Origin of the sequence: Nocardioides kongjuensis, assembly GCF_013409625.1 — a bacterium.
Taxonomy (GTDB): domain Bacteria; phylum Actinomycetota; class Actinomycetes; order Propionibacteriales; family Nocardioidaceae; genus Nocardioides; species Nocardioides kongjuensis.
The window spans coordinates 3,227,875-3,246,923 of record NZ_JACCBF010000001.1 but is presented as its reverse complement, the minus strand read 5'-3'; the positions used below and the strand labels follow the sequence as shown (position 1 = coordinate 3,246,923).

General features: G+C 71.9%; 16 protein-coding genes. 9 read left to right on the top strand and 7 right to left on the bottom strand.

Annotated elements, in window-relative coordinates; translation table 11 throughout:
- Positions 1-9: 9 nt before the first annotated feature.
- From BJ958_RS15640 to BJ958_RS15615, 6 genes are all read left to right on the top strand, one after another.
- Complete coding sequence (locus BJ958_RS15640) at positions 10-870, top strand: NUDIX hydrolase (protein WP_343052701.1); 861 nt, start codon at positions 10-12, stop codon at positions 868-870.
- Between the two features lie 171 nt (positions 871-1,041).
- Positions 1,042-2,139, top strand: a complete 1,098-nt coding sequence (gene pstS / locus BJ958_RS15635; RefSeq protein WP_218865780.1) for a phosphate ABC transporter substrate-binding protein PstS — start codon at positions 1,042-1,044, stop codon at positions 2,137-2,139.
- Positions 2,140-2,236: 97 nt separating this feature from the next.
- Positions 2,237-3,205 (top strand): phosphate ABC transporter permease subunit PstC, encoded by a 969-nt coding sequence (gene pstC / locus BJ958_RS15630; RefSeq protein ID WP_179727865.1) that lies wholly within the window; start codon positions 2,237-2,239, stop codon positions 3,203-3,205.
- Complete coding sequence (pstA, locus tag BJ958_RS15625) at positions 3,202-4,257, top strand: phosphate ABC transporter permease PstA (protein ID WP_179727864.1); 1,056 nt, start codon at positions 3,202-3,204, stop codon at positions 4,255-4,257. Before pstC ends, pstA begins: the two co-directional genes overlap by 4 nt.
- A 27-nt stretch (positions 4,258-4,284) precedes the next feature.
- Positions 4,285-5,064, top strand: coding sequence for a phosphate ABC transporter ATP-binding protein PstB (gene pstB, locus BJ958_RS15620; RefSeq protein WP_179727863.1), 780 nt, complete (start codon positions 4,285-4,287; stop codon positions 5,062-5,064).
- Positions 5,065-5,092: 28 nt separating this feature from the next.
- Complete coding sequence (locus BJ958_RS15615) at positions 5,093-5,836, top strand: response regulator transcription factor (protein ID WP_179727862.1); 744 nt, start codon at positions 5,093-5,095, stop codon at positions 5,834-5,836.
- On the opposite strand, the gene BJ958_RS15610 is transcribed toward BJ958_RS15615, so the two are convergent.
- The 3 genes from BJ958_RS15610 to BJ958_RS15600 all read right to left on the bottom strand — a co-directional run bounded on the left by BJ958_RS15610 (position 5,823) and on the right by BJ958_RS15600 (position 9,779).
- Positions 5,823-6,851 carry an inorganic phosphate transporter gene (locus BJ958_RS15610; protein ID WP_179727861.1) on the bottom strand — a complete coding sequence of 343 codons (1,029 nt, stop codon included), beginning with the start codon at positions 6,849-6,851 and terminating at the stop codon, positions 5,823-5,825. The genes BJ958_RS15615 and BJ958_RS15610 overlap by 14 nt on opposite strands.
- Before the next feature lie 4 nt (positions 6,852-6,855).
- Positions 6,856-7,476 carry a DUF47 family protein gene (locus BJ958_RS15605; RefSeq protein WP_179727860.1) on the bottom strand — a complete coding sequence of 207 codons (621 nt, stop codon included), beginning with the start codon at positions 7,474-7,476 and terminating at the stop codon, positions 6,856-6,858.
- A gap of 131 nt (positions 7,477-7,607) precedes the next feature.
- A complete protein-coding gene (locus BJ958_RS15600; protein ID WP_179727859.1) occupies positions 7,608-9,779 on the bottom strand; it encodes an RNA degradosome polyphosphate kinase in 2,172 nt (723 codons plus the stop codon).
- Positions 9,780-9,866: 87 nt separating this feature from the next.
- On the opposite strand from BJ958_RS15600, the gene BJ958_RS15595 reads away from it, so the two are divergent.
- Entirely contained in the window at positions 9,867-10,886 is a 1,020-nt protein-coding gene (locus BJ958_RS15595; protein ID WP_343052700.1) for an alpha/beta hydrolase, read from the top strand.
- Between the two features lie 117 nt (positions 10,887-11,003).
- On the opposite strand, the gene BJ958_RS15590 is transcribed toward BJ958_RS15595, so the two are convergent.
- From BJ958_RS15590 to mshD, 3 genes are read right to left on the bottom strand one after another with little or no spacing between them, the layout of a single operon-like run.
- Positions 11,004-11,612, bottom strand: a complete 609-nt coding sequence (locus BJ958_RS15590) for a hypothetical protein (protein WP_179727857.1) — start codon at positions 11,610-11,612, stop codon at positions 11,004-11,006.
- Complete coding sequence (locus tag BJ958_RS15585; protein WP_179727856.1) at positions 11,609-15,316, bottom strand: hypothetical protein; 3,708 nt, start codon at positions 15,314-15,316, stop codon at positions 11,609-11,611. Before BJ958_RS15585 ends, BJ958_RS15590 begins: the two co-directional genes overlap by 4 nt.
- Before the next feature lie 47 nt (positions 15,317-15,363).
- Positions 15,364-16,218, bottom strand: coding sequence for a mycothiol synthase (gene mshD, locus BJ958_RS15580; protein ID WP_343052699.1), 855 nt, complete (start codon positions 16,216-16,218; stop codon positions 15,364-15,366).
- 82 nt (positions 16,219-16,300) lie between these two features.
- On the opposite strand from mshD, the gene BJ958_RS15575 reads away from it, so the two are divergent.
- A complete protein-coding gene (locus BJ958_RS15575; RefSeq protein ID WP_179727854.1) occupies positions 16,301-17,848 on the top strand; it encodes an FMN-binding glutamate synthase family protein in 1,548 nt (515 codons plus the stop codon).
- A 14-nt stretch (positions 17,849-17,862) separates the two neighbouring features.
- On the opposite strand, the gene BJ958_RS15570 is transcribed toward BJ958_RS15575, so the two are convergent.
- Positions 17,863-18,603, bottom strand: coding sequence for a winged helix-turn-helix transcriptional regulator (locus tag BJ958_RS15570; RefSeq protein WP_179727853.1), 741 nt, complete (start codon positions 18,601-18,603; stop codon positions 17,863-17,865).
- A 133-nt stretch (positions 18,604-18,736) separates the two neighbouring features.
- Here BJ958_RS15570 and BJ958_RS15565 point away from each other — a divergent pair, with 133 nt between their 5' ends.
- The gene (locus BJ958_RS15565) at positions 18,737-19,012 is read left to right on the top strand and encodes a MoaD/ThiS family protein (protein WP_273516510.1); all 276 of its coding nucleotides are present in this window, start codon (positions 18,737-18,739) and stop codon (positions 19,010-19,012) included.
- The last annotated feature ends 37 nt before the right edge of the window (positions 19,013-19,049 follow it).

Genomic DNA, 19,049 nt, shown 5'->3' with positions numbered 1-19,049 from the left:
CTGGGGCCCGTGCCCGACATCCTCGCTGCCGGCGTGGTCGTGTTCCGTCCCGGACGGGAGGTGCTGCTGGTGCACCGCCCGAAGTACGACGACTGGTCCTTCCCCAAGGGCAAGCTCGACCGCGGCGAGCACCCGACCGCCGCCGCCGTCCGGGAGGTGGCCGAGGAGACCGGCGTGCACGTCCGGCTCGGCCCCCGGCTGCCGTCGCAGCGCTACCCGGTCGCGCGCCGGATGAAGACCGTCCACTACTGGACCGGACGCGTCGTGGGCGACGACGACGTGACGGCGTACCGGCCCAACGACGAGATCGACGCCGTGGCCTGGGTGCCGGTCGACGAGGCGTCCGCGCGGCTCAGCTACGGCTACGACCGCGAGACCCTCGCGGCAGCGCTGCGGGTGCGCCGCAGGACGCACGCGGTCGTCGTGCTCCGTCACGCCCAGGCCCGCTCGCGCAGCGCCTGGCACGGACCGGACGCCGGCCGGCCCCTGCTCAAGGTCGGCGAGCTGGAGGCGGACCGGCTGGTGCCCCTGCTCGCGGCGTACGACGTCACCCGGATCGTCACCTCGACCAGCACCCGCTGCGTGCAGACGGTGCGCCCGTACGCCGAGACCGCCGGCTACTCCCTCGACCTGCGCCCGCGCCTCAGCGAGGAGAACGCCACCGCGAAGGCGGTCGAGAACATCGTCGAGGACCTGCTCGCCACGGAGGCCGGCAGCGTCGTGTGCACCCACCGCCCGGTCCTGTGCCACGTCTACGAGGCGCTGGGGATCGAGCTCGCCCCCGACGAGGGCCTGGCCCCCGCAGAGCTGCTCGTCCTGCACGTGCGCAAGGGCCGGGTCGTCGCCGTGGAGCGCCACCGCCCCCGTTGAGCTGGCGATGGGGTGATGCGGGCCACGTGAGGTCCCCACCCCGACTGCCACTGTTCACCGTTCGTTCAGATCGGCCGGGGAGTTGCGTTACCGACGCTGCCTAACTTCGCAGTCGTCCAGTACGCAACGAGGGGCAGGAACGAGAGCCCCTCACCTCCGAGAGGCAGTTCCTTGAACCTCAAGTCCATCCGCAACGCCGCGGTCCCCGGTATCGCTGCTCTGGCCCTGCTCATGAGCGCCTGCGGTGCGTCCAACGAGGACGGCGGCAGCGACAACGGCGACTCCGGCAGCAGCCTGAGCGGCAACCTCAAGGGTGGCGGCGCGACGTCGCAGGAGAAGGCCCAGGAGGCGTGGAAGACCGCGTTCCAGGGTCAGAACAGCGGCCTCACCATCGACTACTCCCTGCTCGGCTCGACCGACGGCCGCAGCCAGTTCACCAGCGGCGCCCTGTCGTTCGCCGGTTCCGACTCCTACATCTCCGAGGAGGAGCTCGCGGCCGCGAAGGAGCGCTGCGGCGGCAACGTCGTCGAGGTCCCGGCCTACATCTCCTCGATCGCCGTCGCCTACAACCTCGAGGGTGTCGACGAGCTGAACCTCGACGCCGTCACGATCGCGAAGATCTTCGACGGCAAGATCACCAACTGGAACGACAAGGCGATCGCGGACCAGAACCCCGACGCCGAGCTCCCCGACCTGAAGATCGTCCCGGTCCACCGCGCCGACGACTCGGGCACGACCAAGAACTTCACCGACTACCTCGGCAAGGTCGCCCCGAGCGAGTGGAAGTACGAGGCGGCCGACGCCTTCCCCGTCTCCGGCGGCGTGTCCGCCGAGGGCACCTCGGGTGTCGTCAAGACCATCGGTGACACCGAGGGCACGATCGGCTACGCCGACGCCAGCCAGACCGGCGACCTCAGCCACGTCAACGTCAAGGTGGGCGAGGACTACGTCGCCCCGTCGCCCGAGGGCGCTGCCAAGACCGTCGAGGTCTCGCCGCTCGTCGAGGGCCGCGACGCCACCGACATCGCCGTCGACGTGGACCGCACCACCACCGAGGCCGGCGCCTACCCGGTCATCCTGCTGTCCTACCTGATCGCCTGCGAGAAGTACGACGACGCCGCCGAGGCGGCCAACGTCAAGGGCTACCTGAGCTACATCGTCTCCGACGAGGGCCAGGCCGAGGCGGCCGACTTCGCCGGCTCCGCCAAGCTCGCGCCCGAGACCGCCAGCAAGGCCCAGGAGATCGTGGCGGGCATCTCCGCCAAGTGACCTCGAGAGGGGGTGAGGACGGCGATCCCGTCCTCACCCCCTCGACCCGTACCACCCGAACAGCACCCGAGCAGCACCCGAGCATGAGGTGACAGCAGTGACAGCACCCACCGCCGAGGTCGAGGACGCCTCCGCGAACTGGGCGAAGGCCCGCGCCGGGGTCGGCGACCGGATCTTCGCCGGCGCCGCCCTCGCGGCCGGCCTGACGATCCTGGCCGCCCTCGCCGGCGTCTTCATCTTCCTCGCGATCAAGGGCGCGCCCGGCTTCACCAAGTCGGCCGAGGTCTACGGCCCGCACGCCGAGAGCTTCCTGGGGTACGTCGTCCCGCTGCTCGTCGGCACGTTCACCGCCTCGGTCATTGCACTGGTCATCGCGGTGCCGCTGGCGTTCGGGATCGCGCTGGTCATCAGCCACTACGCACCCCGGTGGATCGCGACCCCGGTGGCCTACGTGATCGACCTGCTGGCCGCCGTACCGTCGGTCGTCTACGGCCTGTGGGGTGCGTTCTACCTGGCCAACAAGCTCAAGCCCATGCACCTGTGGCTGCACGACACCTTCGGCGACTGGCCGGTCCTCGGCTCGCTCTTCGGCGAGCCGAACGCGACCGGCCGCTCGATCCTGACGGCCGGCATCGTGCTCGCGATCATGATCCTGCCGATCATCACCGCGATCAGCCGCGAGGTGTTCTCGCGCACCCCGCGCCTGCACGAGGAGGCCGCCCTGGCGCTCGGCGCCACGCGGTGGGAGATGATCCGGATGACGGTCTTCCCCTACGCCCGCTCCGGCATGGTCTCGGCCGTGATGCTCGGTCTGGGCCGCGCACTCGGCGAGACGATGGCGGTGACCATGGTGCTCTCGTTCGGCTTCGACCTGTCCTGGAACATCATCGGCTCCTCGAGCCCGACCTCGATCGCGGCCAACATCGCGCTCAAGTACAAGGAGCGCAGCGCCGACACGCTCAACGTCCTCGTCGCGACCGGTCTGGTGCTCTTCCTCATGACCTTCCTGGTCAACTTCCTCGCCCGCTGGATCGTGGGCCGCAACGAGAGGCGGATGGCGCGATGACCACGCTGGAAGAGGTCCAGACGCGGGTCCACGTCCCGCTGGTCCAGCCGCGGCTGCCCCGCCAGGCGCCGGCGATCGTCGCCGTCATCGCCGCGGCCTTCGGCGGCCTCCTGCTCGTGCTCGGCATGGGCCTGGTCGGCTCCGTGATCCTCGGCGTCGTCGCCTTCCTCGCCGTGCTCCCGGTCTGGTCGCTGGTGATCGAGGGTCGCCGCGGCGCCACCGACCGACTGATGACGGGGCTGATCTGGACGTCCTTCGGCATCGCGGTGGTGCCGCTGGTCTCGCTGATCTGGCGGGTCATCAGCAAGGGTGCCGGCCGCCTCGACGGCACCTTCTTGAGCTACTCCTTCTTCAAGACCCAGATCGACCAGCCGGTCGGCGTCTACCACGCGATCATCGGCACCCTGCTGATCACGCTCGGCGCCGCGGTCATCTCGGTCCCCGTCGGCGTGATGGCGGCCGTGTACCTCGTCGAGTACGGCAAGGGCAACAAGCTCGCCAAGGCGATCACCTTCCTGGTCGACGTGATGACCGGCATCCCGTCCATCGTCGCGGGCCTGTTCGCCTTCGCCCTGTTCACGCTGATCTTCGGCCCGGCCTACGTCTCCGGCATCGGTGGATCGGTCGCGCTGTCGCTGCTGATGATCCCCATCGTGGTCCGGGCCACGGAGGAGATGCTGATGCTCGTGCCGGACGACCTGCGCGAGGCGTCGTACGCACTGGGTACCCCGAAGTGGAAGACGATCGTGCGGATCGTGCTCCCCACCGCGATCGGCGGCATCCTCACCGGCATCACGCTCGCGATCTCCCGCGTCATCGGGGAGACCGCTCCGCTGCTCCTCATCGCAGGCGCCACCGACCGCACCAACATGAACCTGTTCGACGGCGCGATGACGACCCTCCCGGTCCTCATCTACGGGCAGAACCTGCGGGGCGACGCCCCGGCCGAGGCGATCGCCTGGGGCGCCGCCTTCATCCTCATCGTCATCGTGATGGTGCTCAACCTGGCAGCACGCATCATCGGCAAGATCTTCGCGCCCCGAAACAAGTGACCCGCAGGGTTTGAGAGGCAATCAGTCATGGCCAAGAGCATCGACGTCTCCGACGTCAACATCTACTACGGGGACTTCCTCGCCGTGCAGGGCGTCAACATGACGATCCGCGCCGGCGCGGTGACCGCGTTCATCGGTCCCTCGGGCTGCGGCAAGTCGACCTTCCTGCGCTCGCTCAACCGGATGCACGAGGTGATCCCGGGAGCGCGGGTCGAGGGCAAGATCGTCGTCGACGGACAGGACCTCTACGAGGCCGGCGTCGACCCGGTCGCCGTGCGCCGCCAGGTCGGCATGGTCTTCCAGCGCCCCAACCCGTTCCCGACGATGTCGATCTACGACAACGTCCTCGCCGGCCTCAAGCTCAACGCGGGCAAGATGAAGAAGTCGGCCGCCGACGAGATCGTCGAGAAGTCGCTGCGCGGCGCCAACTTGTGGAACGAGGTCAAGGACCGGCTCAACAAGCCGGGCATGGGCCTGTCCGGTGGTCAGCAGCAGCGCCTGTGCATCGCCCGCGCGATCGCGGTCGAGCCGCAGGTCCTGCTCATGGACGAGCCGTGCTCCGCGCTCGACCCGATCTCGACCTCGGCGATCGAGGACCTGATCCACGAGCTCAAGAACGAGTTCACGATCGTCATCGTCACCCACAACATGCAGCAGGCGGCGCGCGTCTCCGACGACACCGGCTTCTTCAACCTCAAGGCCACCGGCGAGCCGGGGCACCTGGTCGAGTTCAACCCGACCAAGAAGATGTTCGCCAACCCGGACGACCCGGCGACCGAGGCCTACATCTCCGGTCGCTTCGGCTGAGCAGAAGGGTCTCGGCGAGGCGATGGGAATGCGGGACGACGGGCGCCGCGACGCCCGTCGCCAGTCCGTGCGCGCCTACCTCCACCGGTGGGTCGAGTCGTCGGGAGCCCAGCTCCTGGTGGTCGACCCCAGCGACGACGGGGGTGCGCTCGCGGAGGCGATGGCGGGCCGCGGCGTGCACGTGACCTGGGTCGGGTCGACCCTGGACGGCCTCGTGGAGTTCGGGCGCACCGACCCCCACGCGGTCGTGGTGACCCCCGGCGCGCCCGGGATCCCAGCCGAGGAGTTCGTCGGCGTGATCCGGCAGCACGGCTCGCCGTACGTCATCGCGGGGACCTGCGACGGCGAGGAGGCAGGGGCCGGGGGAGTCGGGCCGCTCATGCTGGCCGGCGCCTCCGCCGTGGCGGTGCGGCCGTACGCACCCCAGCACCTGTGGGACCTGCTCACCCACGCGCCGCGCTCGCTGGCCGAGCACGCGCGCCTCGAGTTCGGGCGGATCACGCTCGACGCGACCGCCTACAGCGTCCGGGTCGACGGGGAGCGGATCGCCGACCTCCCGCTCAAGGAGTTCGAGCTGCTCCGCGCGCTGCTGCTGGCCGCGCCGGGTGTCGTCACCGACGACGAGCTGCGCGACGCGCTGTGGGGCACCGACGGCAAGCGGCCCGGTGGCAACACGATCGCCATGCACGTCACCCGGCTGCGGGCACGCCTCGGTGGCGCGGCCGACGTACGCCGGATCCGCGGCCGGGGCTACAGCCTCACAGCAGAATGAGGTGCAGGATCTCGTAGCAGCCCCACGAGGCGAGGGCGGCGGCGGGGAAGGTCGACACCCAGGCGACCAGGATGGTGCGGGCCATGCCCCAGCGCACGGCGGAGAACCGCTTGGTCGCGCCGGCGCCCATCACCGCGGAGGTGATGGTGTGGGTCGTCGAGATCGGGGCGTGGAAGACGAACGCCGTCGTGTAGAGCACGCCTGCGCCGACCGACTCGGCGGCGAAGCCGCGCGGCGGGTCGAGGTGGATGATCTTGCGGCCCAGGGTGCGCATGATCCGCCAGCCGCCCGCGTAGGTGCCGGCGGAGATGGCGCCGGCCGCGGCGAGGACGACCCAGATCGGCAGCGTCTCGATGTCGTACGTCGACGGGTAGGCCACCACCAGCGCGAGCAGGATGACGCCCATCGTCTTCTGCGCGTCCTGCAGGCCGTGGCCGAGCGCCAGCGCGGCCGCCGAGATGGTCTGCATGCCGCGGAAGCCGCGGTTGATCCGGTGCGGGTTGCCCTTGCGGAAGATCCACAGGATCAGGGTCATCACGACGAAGGCGGCGCAGAAGCCGAACAGCGGCGAGATCACCATCGGGATCAGCACCTTCTGCACGATGGTGTCCCACTTGACGCTGACGCCGCCGGCGATCGCCGCACCCACCAGGCCGCCGATGAGGGCGTGCGAGGAGGACGACGGCAGCCCGAAGTACCAGGTGATCAGGTTCCAGATGATCGCGCCGAGCAGGCCGGCCATCACGATGACGAGGCCGTGGTGCACCCCGACCTGGAGGTTGCCGTTCGCGTCCTCGATCGTGATCACGTCCGCGACCGTCTTCGCGACCTCCTGGCCGAGCAATGCGCCGATGAAGTTCATCAACGCCGCGAGGGTCAGCGCGATCCGCGGCGTGAGCGCACGGGTCGACACGGAGGTCGCGATCGCGTTGGCCGCGTCGTGGAAGCCGTTGGTGTAGTCGAACGCCAGCGCGATGACGACCACGGCGATGACGATCGCCAGGGTGAGGGTCACCCGATCAGCCTTCCTTGACGGCGATCTGCTCCACCGTGTTCGCGACCCGCTCGAACGCGTCGATGGCGCCCTCGAGGGACTCGACGATGTCCTTGAGCTTGAGCACCTCGAGGGTCGGGTACTCGCCGGAGAACAGCTTGGCGAGCGTGCGCCGGTGGTTGCGGTCGCCGGCGTTCTCGAGCCGGTTGATCTCGATCCAGTAGTCGTCGAGCGACTGCATCGACTGCAGGCGCGGCATCGCGGCTGCGGTCAGCTCGGCGCAACGCTGGAGGACCTCGACCTGCTCGGAGAGCTCGGCGGGCAGCGTGACCTGGACCTCGTAGAGGAGGATCAGGTCGACCGCCTCGTCCATCATGTCCATGACGTCGTCGAGACCGGATCCGAGGGCGTAGATGTCCTCGCGGTCGAACGGGGTCACGAAGGTGCTGTTGACCTTCTTGACGATCTCGTGGGTCGTCTCGTCGGCGGCGTGCTCGGCGGCACGCATCCGCTCGGCGACACCCGCCTTGTCCGACGAGTCGGACAGCATCTCGGCGAGAAGCTCGGCGCCGCCCACGAGGTGCTGGGCGGACTGGGTGAAGAGGTCGTAGAAGGAGGTATCGACCGGACGCAGACGCAGACCCACATGGACTCCCGTTGAGGCGGAGGCGAACGCGCTCATGCTAGGGGACCACTTCCCCGTGAACGCAACTGCGGGCGGTCCCGAGCGCTGTGGTGCGGCGCACGGGGACGCGTTGTCGCAGGTCAGAGCGGGGTTCAGTCGCTCGTACGACGCCTTCGCTGGTGGTCGATCAGGGTCTCCTGCAGGTGCACGGTGCCGGCGTTGCGCTTCCACTCGCCGTCGGCGCCCAGCTCCCACGCCTGGGTGGTGGGGGCGAACGCGAGGTCCAGCAGGCGTCGTACCTCGTCGCGGCTGGCCTCCGGCAGGCGCACCAGCACCTCGACGCGCCGGTCGAGGTTGCGGTGCATCAGGTCGGCCGAGCCGATCCAGGTCGCCGGCTCGCCGCCGCCCTCGAAGGAGAAGACCCGGCTGTGCTCGAGGAAGCGGCCCAGCACCGAGCGGACCTTGACGTTCTCGCTGAGCCCGGCGACCCCGGGGCGCAGGGCGCAGATGCCGCGCACGAGCAGCTCGACGGGCACGCCCTCGCAGGAGGCGAGGTAGAGCGCGTCGATGGTCTCCTCGTCCACGACCGAGTTGGCCTTGAACCGGATCCCGGCGGGCCGGCCGGCCTTCGAGTGCGCGATCTCCCGTTCGATCTGGTCGATCAGGCCGGTGCGCACCGAGTCGGGCGCGACCAGGAGCTGCTCGTAGGTCGCCTTGCGCGACCAGCCGGACAGGTTGTTGAACAGGTGGGCGACGTCCTCGCCGATCGCCTCGTTGGTCGTCAGCAGGCCGAGGTCCTCGTACATCCGCGAGGTCTTCGGGTTGTAGTTGCCGGTGCCGATGTGGGTGTAGCGACGGATGCCCTCGGGCTCGTCGCGCACCACCATGGCCAGCTTGCAGTGGGTCTTGAGACCGACCAGGCCGTAGACCACGTGGCAGCCGGCCTGCTCCAGCTTGCGCGCCCAGCGGATGTTGGCCTGCTCGTCGAAGCGGGCCTTGATCTCCACCAGGACCAGGACCTGCTTGCCGGCCTCGGCCGCGTCGATGAGGGCGTCGATGATGGGGGAGTCGCCGGAGGTGCGGTAGAGCGTCTGCTTGATCGCCAGCACGTGCGGGTCGGCCGCGGCCTGCTCGATGAAGCGCTGCACGGAGGTCGCGAACGAGTCGTAGGGGTGGTGCAGGAGCACGTCGCGGCGGCGCAGCGCCTTGAACACGTCGACCGGCGCGGCCGACTCGAACTCGGCGAGCCGGGTGTGGGTGCTCGGCACGAAGGAGGGGTACTTGAGGTCCTCGCGCGGCAGGTCGGCGATCGAGTGCAGGCCGCGCAGGTCGAGCGGCCCGGGCAGCCGGAAGACCTCGTTCTCGCTGATGCCGAGCTCGGAGACGAGCAGCTCGAGCACCGACGGCGCGATCGACTCCTCGACCTCCAGCCGGACCGGGGGGCCGAACTTGCGGCGCAGCAGCTCCTTCTCGAGCGCGGCGAGCAGGTTCTCGGCGTCGTCCTCCTCGACCTCCAGGTCCTCGTTGCGGGTGACCCGGAAGGTGTGCGCCTCGAGCACCTCCATGCCGGGGAACAGCCGGCGCAGGTGGGCGCCGATGACGTCCTCCAGCGGCACGAACCGGGCGTTGCCGAGCGAGACGAAGCGGTCGAAGTTCGACGGCACCTTGACCCGGGCGAACAGCTCCTTGCCCGACTTCGGGTTGCGCAGCACCACCGCGAGGTTGAGCGAGAGGCCGGAGATGTAGGGGAAGGGGTGGGCAGGGTCGACGGCCAGCGGCGTCAGCACCGGGAAGATCCGCTCCTTGAAGAGCCGCTTGACCTCCTTCTGCTCATCGCGGTCCAGGTCCGCCCAGCGGACCAGCTCGATGCCCTCGGCGCTCAGCGCCGGCACGACCTCGTCGTGGAACACCCGCGCGTGGCGCTGGCTCAGCTCGGCCGAGCGGCGCCAGATCGCCTCGAGCACCTCCAGCGGCATCAGGCCGCTCGCGGCCCGGACCGCCAGGCCGGTCGCGATCCGGCGCTTGAGTCCGGCCACCCGCACCATGAAGAACTCGTCGAGGTTGCTGGTGAAGATCGCCAGGAAGCGGGCCCGCTCCAGCAGCGGCAGGGCCTCGTCCTCGGCCAGCTCCAGCACCCGCTCGTTGAACCGCAGCCAGGACAGCTCGCGGTCGACGAACCGGTTGTCCACCGACTCGATCGCCTCGACCAGCGCCGGGTCGGGGACGTATCCGGGGTGCTCGCCCGCCGTGTCGTCGGACACCGCGACCAGGGTGCCGGTCTCGGCGTCGGGCAGGAGGGACGTCGGCTGCTGCTCGGTCGACATGTTCGCGAGTGTGGCACCTCCGGGTGAACGCGGGGTGACGACGGACGGGACGGCGCGCGGCGCCGTACTGGAAGTATGTTGTCGCCCGTGAGCATCCGAACCGCGGTCGAGGCCCGGACCCTGGCAACCCTGATGGGACTGCCCGCCCGGGCGCAGCGACTGGTGTCCGGCGGCGCCCTCGTCCTCGACGGGCAGACGCTGGCGCCCGACGTCCAGGTGATGCTGACCCTGCAGCGGCTGGCGCGCAAGGGTGACCTCGCCGGCGAGAGCATCGCCGAGGGACGCGCCGCGATGCGGGAGAACGCCGCCCTGGTGGGCGGCCGCCAGCCGATCGGCAGCATCCGCGACCTCGCGGTGGCCGACCTGCCGGCGCGTCTGTACGAGCCGTCACGCCGGGTCGGGACCGGGCTGCTCCTGTTCTTCCACGGAGGTGGCTTCCTCTACGGCGACCTCGCCTCCCACGACGCCCCCTGCCGCCTCCTGGCGGAGGAGTCGGGCGTGCGCGTGCTGGCGGTGGAGTACCGGGTCGGCCCCGAGGCGGCCTTCCCCGCCGCCTTCGACGACGCCGAGGCCGCGCTGCGCTGGGTGCACGAGAACGCCGGCGAGCTCGACGTCGACCCCGGGCGGATCGGCGTCGCCGGGGACTCCGCCGGTGGCAACCTGGCCGCCTGGACCGCGATCGCCGCTGCCCGCGCCGGCCTGCCGCTGGCCTTCCAGCTGCTCGTCTACCCGTGCACCGACGCGGACCGGTCGACCGAGAGCCTGCGGCTGTTCGGCGAGGGCCTGTACCTCACCGCCGAGTCGATCCAGTCGTTCAACGACACCTACCTGCCTCGTCCCGAGGACCAGGTCGACGAGCGGATGAACCTGCTCGACATCGACCTCCCCGCCGGCCTCGCGCCCGCCTTCGTCGCCACCGCCGGGTTCGACCCGCTGCGCGACGAGGGCGAGGAGTACGCCCGGCGGATGGTGGACGCCGGAGCCGAGGTCGAGCTCAAGCGCTACGTCGACCAGATCCACGGGTTCTTGAACATCCTCGGCGTCGGTCGCACGAGCCGGGCCGCCGTGCGCGAGATCGCCGGGCGGGTGCGCGCCGCTCTCGGCTGACCCGGCCCGAACCGGCCCCTGGACACCGCCGACCCGGCAGAAAGTGGCTCGCGTTCGAGGCACTTCCTGCCGGGTCGACGCGGAATCCGGGCCAGTTCGAGCCGGGTCGGCGAGGGGTCAGAGCTCGGGGCGGTGCTCGCGCAGCTGGCGCAGGAGCTCCTCGCCGTCGACCATCGAGCCGTCGATCACGAACGGCTCCATCGCCTTGCGCGGGAAGCGGACCTGGAAGCCCGGCTCGCCCGGGCGGCCGACCACCTCGACCTGGGTCTCCGGCTTGCGGATGTCGAAGCGGTGGGTGGACTCGCCCTGCTCGACGTAGACGACACCGCGGCTGACGCTCACCTCGACCGGGACGACCCGGGTGCGGGCCGCGGCCCAGCCGAGCCCGATCGCGACGAGCACGATCACGACGCCGAAGGGCGTGGCCAGCTTGCCGTTGAGCAGGGTCAGCAGCGCCACCATGCCGGCGACGACCGCCGTGGCGCCAAGCACCATCGAGAGCACCCGTGGGTCACTGCCGTCGCCGGTCAGCCGGTCGCCGGGCTGCGGGTCGCCCTCGAACAGCGACAGCGAGCCACCGGCCGCCAGTGCGGCGACCTCGGCGCGCGAGCTCTCCAGCGCGGCGCTCAGCCGCGCGACCTCGTCCTGGCTGTCGGCCAGTCGGCGGGCCAGGTCGTCGCGCTCGAGGCGGAGCGCGACCATCGGGTCGACGTCGTGGTCGCTCACAGGTCCGGTTGCCACTGGCGCAGCGCTTCCAGGAAGGTGTGGGCGTCGACCATCCGGGAGTCGATGACCACCGGCGCCATGCTGCGCCGCAGGATGAGGACCCGCCACGCCCGGGATCCCGGCGTCCCCGTCTGCTCGATCTTGGTGTTGGGGCTGGTCAGGTCGAAGGTGCTGTTGGTGTCGCCCTGCGTGACCTTGAGGACGCCGCTCTCGTCGATGCTGACACTGCGCGAGGAGTTGCTCGCCTTGAGCGCGTAGCCGAGCAGGATCGCCGCCACCGCGGTGAGGGTCGCGCTGAACGTGATGTCGTCCCACAGGGTGCCCTTGATCGCCCGCATGCCGACCACGGCCGCCAGGCCGAGCGCGACCAGGATCGCGAGCGGCGCCAGGCTGTCGCTCCCGCGCTTGGCGTGGAACGGGACGGGCTTGGCGACCGGCCTGGGCGCGGGGACGTCGACGGCCACGGGCTGGGGCTCCACGACGGGCTCCACGACGGGCTCCACGACCGGCTCCACGACCGGCTCCACGACCGGCTCCGGCTCCGGCTCGAGCTCCACGACGGGCTCGGGCTCGACGACGAGCTCCGGCTCCGGCTCCGGCTCGGGCTCCGGCTCCGGTGCAGGCTCCGGCTCGGCGAGGAGCTCCGGTGCGGGCTCGGCGTCCTCGGCGGCCACGTCGAGGGTCTCGACGTCGTCGAGGAACTCCTCGGTCTCGTCGGTCTCACCGGTCGGGTCGGGGGTGCTCGCGGTCGCTCGCCACTGGTCCATCAGCGACGGGCCGCGGTCGGCGTGGCGGCCGAGCACCCCGGTGACGCCGAGCGCCTCGGGCTCCGCGGGGACCTCGTCCTCGAGCTCGTCGGCGGGCTCGGGCTCGTCGGTGGGAGCATCCTCCTCGGCCAGCCGGGCGCGGATCTGCGCCATCTGGGCGGCAAGGTCGCTCACCGGAGGTACGTCGGTCGCCGGCTCGGCGTCGACCAGCTCGGCCACGTCGGGCTCGGGCTCGGCGAGCGGCTCGGGCTCCGCTTCGACCACCGGCTCGGGCTCCGGCTCGACCAGCAGCTCGGGCTCCGGCTCGACGACCGGCTCGGGCTCCGGCTCGACCAGCAGCTCGGGCTCCGGCTCGACGACCGGCTCGGGCTCCGGCTCGGGCTCCGGCTCGACCAGCAGCACGGGCTCCGGCACGGGCTCAGGCTCGACGGGGGGCTCGCTCGCGGGGACCTCCGGCACCTCCGCAGCGAGGTTGGCCCGGATCTGGGCGACCTGCTGGGCGAGCGCGGCGGCGTCGGCAAGGGCGCGCTCGCGTTCCCGGGCGAGCTCGGCGGCTCGGGCCTCGGCCTCGGCGCGGGCGCGGGCGTGCTCGAGGGCGCGCTCCTCGGCCTCGACCAGCTCGGAGCGCAGGCTCTCGACGGCACTGGTGTGAGCGGCGGCGGACTGCTCGAGCTCGGCGAGGGCGGCGGCGGCGCGCTCCTCGGCCTCGGCCCGTGCCCGGGTGGCCTCGGTGGCGACCTCCGAGGCGAGGGCGAGGGCCTCGGTGGCGGCCTTCTTCTCCTCGGCGAGCGCGGCGGCGGAGGCGTGGGCGGCCGCTGCGGCCGCCTGGGCCTCGGTGGCGAGCTCCAGCTGCTGACGGGCCGCCTGCTCGGCGAGCAGTCGGGCCTGGTGGGCCTCCTCGGCGCGGCGGGCCTGCTGGGTCGCGGACTCGTCGGCGGCCACGCGGGCGGCGGACTGCTCCTCGGCGCGGGCTGCGGCCTCGCCGGCGCGGCGCTCGGCGGCCTCGGCGGTCTCGAGGGCGAGGCGGGCCAGCTCGGCCTGCTCGAGCGCGGCCTCCTCGGCGAGGCGGCGGGAGGCCTGGGCCTCCTGGGCGAGGCGGGCGTGCTCGGCGGCGGCGTGCTCGGCGACCGCGCGCTCCTCGACGGCCTGGCGGGCGAGCGCGCCGTGCTCCTCGGCGCTGGCGGCTGCTTGCTCGGCCAGGATCCGGGCCCGCTCCTCGGCGGCCTCGGCGGCCCGGTGGGCGTCCTGGGCGAGGGCGGCCTGCTGGCGTGCTGCGTCCTCGGCGAGGGCACGGGCCTGGGCGATCTCGGCGGAGGTCCGCTCGGCGGCCTCCCGCTCCTCGAGCATCCGGCGGGCGAACTCGGCGTGCTCGGCGGCGCTGACCGCCGCCGCCTCGGCCATCACCCGGGCACGGGCCTCGGCTGCCTCGCGGGCCTCGTGGGCCTCCGCCGCGAGCCGGGCGTGCTCGACGGCGCGCAGCTCGGCCTCCTCGCGCTGCGCGGACGCGGCGTTGGCCAGCCGGTCCGCCTCGGCGCGGGCTTCGTGGGCGAGCCGGGCGGCCTCCTCGGCCGCGAGCCGCTCGGCAGCCTGCTCGGCCGCGGCCAGCTCGGCGTCGCGTCGCAGGCGGGCGGCCAGGGCGGCGACCACCTCGGCGTTGTCGGGTACGGCGACCTCGGTCGCCTCCGCTCCGTCGGTGGTCTCGACCGGGGCGACCAGCTCGGCCTCGATCTCGGCCCGCGCGTGGGCCAGGACCTCCTCCGGCCGGCGCGGCACGTCGTCGGTCCGGTCGATGTTGGGGATCGGCTCCTCGAGCAGCGGCGGCTCGACGACCTCCTGCAGCGGGCGGGCCTGCGGCCGCGGCGCGGATCCCGCGCCCTGACGGCGACGCAGGCGCGCCAGGCCCTTGGGCTGGGGGACCGGCGTCGGCTCCGCGAAGCCGCCGTCGACGGCGGCCGCGATCACCCGTTGGCCGGCCTCCTCGTCGGTGAGGCGGTGATCGGGGATCGCCTGCTCGGCCACCGGCGCGGCCTCGACCACGGGCTCCGGCTCCGGCTCCGGCTCGACCACGGGCTCGACCTCGGCGACCGGCTCGGGCTCCGGGGCGGCGTCGCCCTCCTCGACCCACACCTCGGCGGTCAGCGGGTCCACCGGCTCCGACTCGGCAACCGGCCCGGACTCCGGCTCGACAACCGGCTCGTCCTCGGCGGCCGGCTCGGTGACGCCGTGGGCATCGCCGAAGGGACGCTCCGTGGCGCGCGCGATGATCGCCGACCAGTCGCCCGACTGCGACTGCTCCTCCTGCTCCGCGGCGTCATCGGCCTCGGCTCCGGTCCCGTCGTCCTCGGTCTCCTCGGCCGCGACGTCCTCGGGCTCCTCGACGGACTCCGAGCGCATCCGCTGGAGCCGGTCAGTGAGCGTGCCGCGCAGGGACGGGTCGTCGGTGGCGGCGCTGGAGCCGGCCTCGAACTCGTGCGGCTCGATCTCGGTCAGCGGCCGCCCGAGGGAGCGGTCGATGACGCTGGCCCAGTCGGTCGAGGGACCGGGACCGAAGCGGTCGGAGCCCGGGGCGTCGTCGCTGTCGACGCTGTCGAGGTCGTCAGGCGTGTGCGGCTCGACCATCGATCCCCAGTCGACGTCGTCGACGTCACCGGGGTCGGGGAGCGCACCGGTGCGGCTGCCGACACGCGACGCGATGTCGTCGTACGGCGCCTCCTCGGCGACGGCTGTCGGCTCGTCGACCTCGACCTCGAGCGGCACCGAGGTGTTGCTGCGGCGCAGCAGCTCCTGGATGTCGTCGGCGTCGAGCTCACCGACGGCGGGGACGTCCTCGTCGTGGCGCCGCCAGAGCATGCCTCTGCGCCCCCGGCCGCGCCCGGAGCGCGACTCGGTGAGCCGGGAGTCCTCGGGACCCGGCTCGCCATCGGTGACAGAGCTCATGGTGGGTAAATCTACTCATCGGTGTCGGGGTTACGCGGAATCTTGTGTCAGTCCGCCCGCTGGTACTGCACGTGCGTGTCGGCGGCGGCGTGCTGGAAGCCCAGATCCTCGTAGAGCCGCCGTGCGGGCGTGTTGTCGGACTCGACGTAGAGCAGCACCTCGGCCACTCCGCGTGCCGCGAGGTGCTGCAGCCCGGCGACGGTGAGCACCCGGCCGAGGCCGCGGCCCTGCGCGGCGGGGGAGACGCCGACGACGTACACCTCCCCGAGCGACGCGTCGTGCTGCTTGGTCCAGTGGAAGCCGAGCAGGGCGCCGTCGTCGTCGACCGCGAGCAGCAGGCCGGCCGGGTCGAACCACGGCTCGGCCATCCGCTCCGCCAGTCCGGCCGCGTCGAGCGATCCCTGCTCGGGGTGGTGCGCGAACGCCGCGGCGTTGACCGCGAGCACCGCGTCGGCGTCCGAGGCGCCGAAGTCGCGGATCCGTACGCCGGCGGGCGGCTCCGCGGCCGGCAGCGGTACGGCGGCCGGCCGGCGCATCACCCACAGCTCCCGCGTGCGGGTGAACCCCCAGCGGCGCGCGAGCGCAGCGGCGGCCGGGTGGTCGCCGTGCGACCAGGCGCTCAGCGCTCCGGGCGCGGCGACGGCGAGCTCGCCGAGCGCACCGCCCAGACCGCGTCCTCGAGACGACGGGGCGACCGCGAGGTCGAGCGAGCCCTCGTGCCGCAGCGCGAAGCCCTCGCCGCTCACCCACGCGCCCGTGCCGCTCAGCCCGTGGTGCTTGAGGCGCAGGGTCACCGCCTCGTCGACCGGGTCGGTCCCGTCGGCCTCCCGGCTGGCGTCGCGCACCCGCCCGATCGCGTCGAGGGCGGAGGTGTCGGTCAGGAGGGGGAGGTCCGAGGTCACCTCTCCCACGCTATCCGGCCGCCCCGGTGCGTTCCGGGCCGGCCGTTTACATGCGACAGCACGACGCGGTAGGACTGCATGCATGAAGCTGAGCCACGCCGTGGGTGGGGCCGCCGCTGCGCTCGGGGCCCTCGCCGCTCGCGACCTCGCCCAGAAGAAGCACGCGCTGCAGCGCAACTTCCCCGTGATCGGCCACTTCCGGTACTGGCTGGAGACGATCGGTCCCGAGCTGCGGCAGTACATCGTGACCAGCAACGAGGAGGAGCGGCCGTTCAGCCGCGACCAGCGGACCTGGATCTATGCCTCCAGCAAGGAGGAGAACAGCTACTTCGGGTTCGGCACCGACGTCGACGTCGAGCACGTCCAGGGTCACGCCTACATCAAGCAGCGCACCTTCGCCGACAAGCTGCCGAGCGACCAGGACGCCAACTGGACCCTGCCGGCGGCCAAGGTCCTCGGCGGGCCGCGCGGGCGGGCGAAGGCATTCCGGCCCGGCTCGGTCGTCAACGTGTCGGCGATGAGCTTCGGCTCGCTGTCCTCGAACGCGATCACCGCGATCAACAAGGGCGCGGCTGCGGCCGGGTGCCTGCACAACACGGGCGAGGGCGCGATCTCGCCGTACCACCGCAACGGGGCCGACCTCGTCCTGCAGATCGGTACGGCGTACTTCGGCTGCCGTGACGAGAAGGGCGACTTCTCGCTGCCGCGGCTCCTCGAGCTCATCGACTCGGCCCCCGTGAAGGCGCTCGAGATCAAGCTGAGCCAGGGCGCCAAGCCGGGTCTGGGCGGGCTGCTGCCGGCAGCGAAGGTGACCGCCGAGATCGCGCAGATCCGCGGCATCCCGGAGGGCAAGGACTGCGCGTCGCCCTCGCGGCACACCGCCTTCCACGACGTCGACTCGATGCTCGACTTCGTCGAGCTGCTGGGCGCCGAGACCGGGCTGCCGGTCGGCATCAAGTCGGCCGTCGGCGCGATGGACTTCTGGGAGGAGCTCGCCCGCCTGATGTCGCCGCGCGAGCGCGGCGTCGACTTCATCACGGTCGACGGCGGCGAGGGCGGCACCGGCGCGGCGCCGCTGATCTTCGCCGACTCCGTCGCGGTGCCGTACCGGATGGGGTTCTCGCGGGTCTACGGCACCTTCGCTGAGCTGGGGCTGACCGACGACATCGCGTTCATCGGCTCGGCCAAGCTCGGGCTGCCCGACAACGCGGTCGTCGCGTTCGCGCTCGGTGCCGACATGATCAACGTCGCCCGCGAGGCGATGCTCTCCATCGGCTGCATCCAGGCGCAGAAGTGCCACACCGACCACTGCCCCACCGGCATCGCCACGCAGAACCCGTGGCTGGTCCACGGTCTCGACCCGGTGTCGAAGGCGGAGCGGTGCGCGGTCTACCTGCGCACCCTGCGCAAGGAGCTGACCCGGGTCTCGGCGGCGGTCGGCGTACCGCACCCGGCGCTGATCACCTGTGCCGACGTCGACATCTTCAACGGCGACTACGACGCCCGCTCGCTGGCGTCGGTCTACGGGTACAAGGACGGCTGGGGCGAGCTCGGCCCCGACCTGCGCGAGCAGGTCATGCGCCTGATGCACACCGCCGACCACTTCGACGAGCAGGGACGCACGTCGTAGCCGCCGGGCGGCAGTCAGGCGTCCTGCTGCTCGTGCTCGGCGAGGGCGGCTGCGTCGGCCTCCGCCGCTGACTCCTTCGACGGCAGCACGAACCGGTAGCCGACGTTGCGCACGGTGCCGATCAGGGTCTCGTTCTCGGGACCGAGCTTGGCGCGCAGCCGCCGGACGTGGACGTCGACCGTGCGGGTGCCGCCGAAGTAGTCGTAGCCCCACACCTCCTGCAGCAGCTGCTGGCGGCTGAACACCCGGCCGGGGTGCTGGGCGAGGAACTTGAGGAGCTCGAACTCCTTGAAGGTCAGGTCGAGCGTGCGGCCACCCACCTTGGCGGTGTACGTCGCCTCGTCGACCACGACCTCGCCGGAGCGGATCAGGTGGGCGTCGGGGTCGGCGGCGTCGCGGGCCGCGGTGAGCCGGCCGATCGCCATCCGGATCCGGGCCTCGAGCTCGGCGGGTCCGCAGGTGTGCAGCACGACGTCGTCCATGCCCCAGTCGTGGTTGACGACGGCCAGGCCGCCCTCGGTGACGATGAGCAGCACGGGCACGTCGGTCCCGGTCGTGCGGATCAGCCGGCACAGGTCGCGGGCGCCCGCGAGGTCCTGGCGGCCGTCGACGAGCAGCAGGTCCGCGTCGGGGGCGTCGAGCAGTGCACTGCCCTCGGCGGGCAGGATCTTGACGTGGTGACCGAGCAGCGCGAGACCCGGCAGCACCTCGGCCGAGGGTTGCAGGGCGCTGGTCAGCAGAAGGAGAGTGCTCATGCTGGCCTCCTCACCGGCATCTGCCTGTTTCGGGCGACACCGAGTCGAGACCGAAACGCAACGCTGGGCAACGGCCAGTTTTCTGGTGAGGGACGATACCGAAATATGCAGGCAACGGGGAAGGGTCGACGCAGTGAGTGAGACGCAGGTCATCCGGGTGCGGTACTGGGCGGCTGCCCGCGCGGCTGCCGGGATCGCGGAGGAGGAGGTGGCCGTCGCCGGCCCGCTGACCCTCGCCGAGCTGCGCGCCGAGGTGGTCGGGCGGCATGCGGGCACCCGACTGCCCGAGGTCGTGGGCGTCTGCTCGGTGCTCGTCGGCGAGCGTCCGGTGTCCTCCACGGACCCGGCCGCGGTCGTCGTGCAACCGGGGGAGACGGTCGAGTTCCTGCCTCCCTTCGCGGGCGGCTGATCGCTCGCCGATCGGCCACGACGAGTTAGTCCGTCGC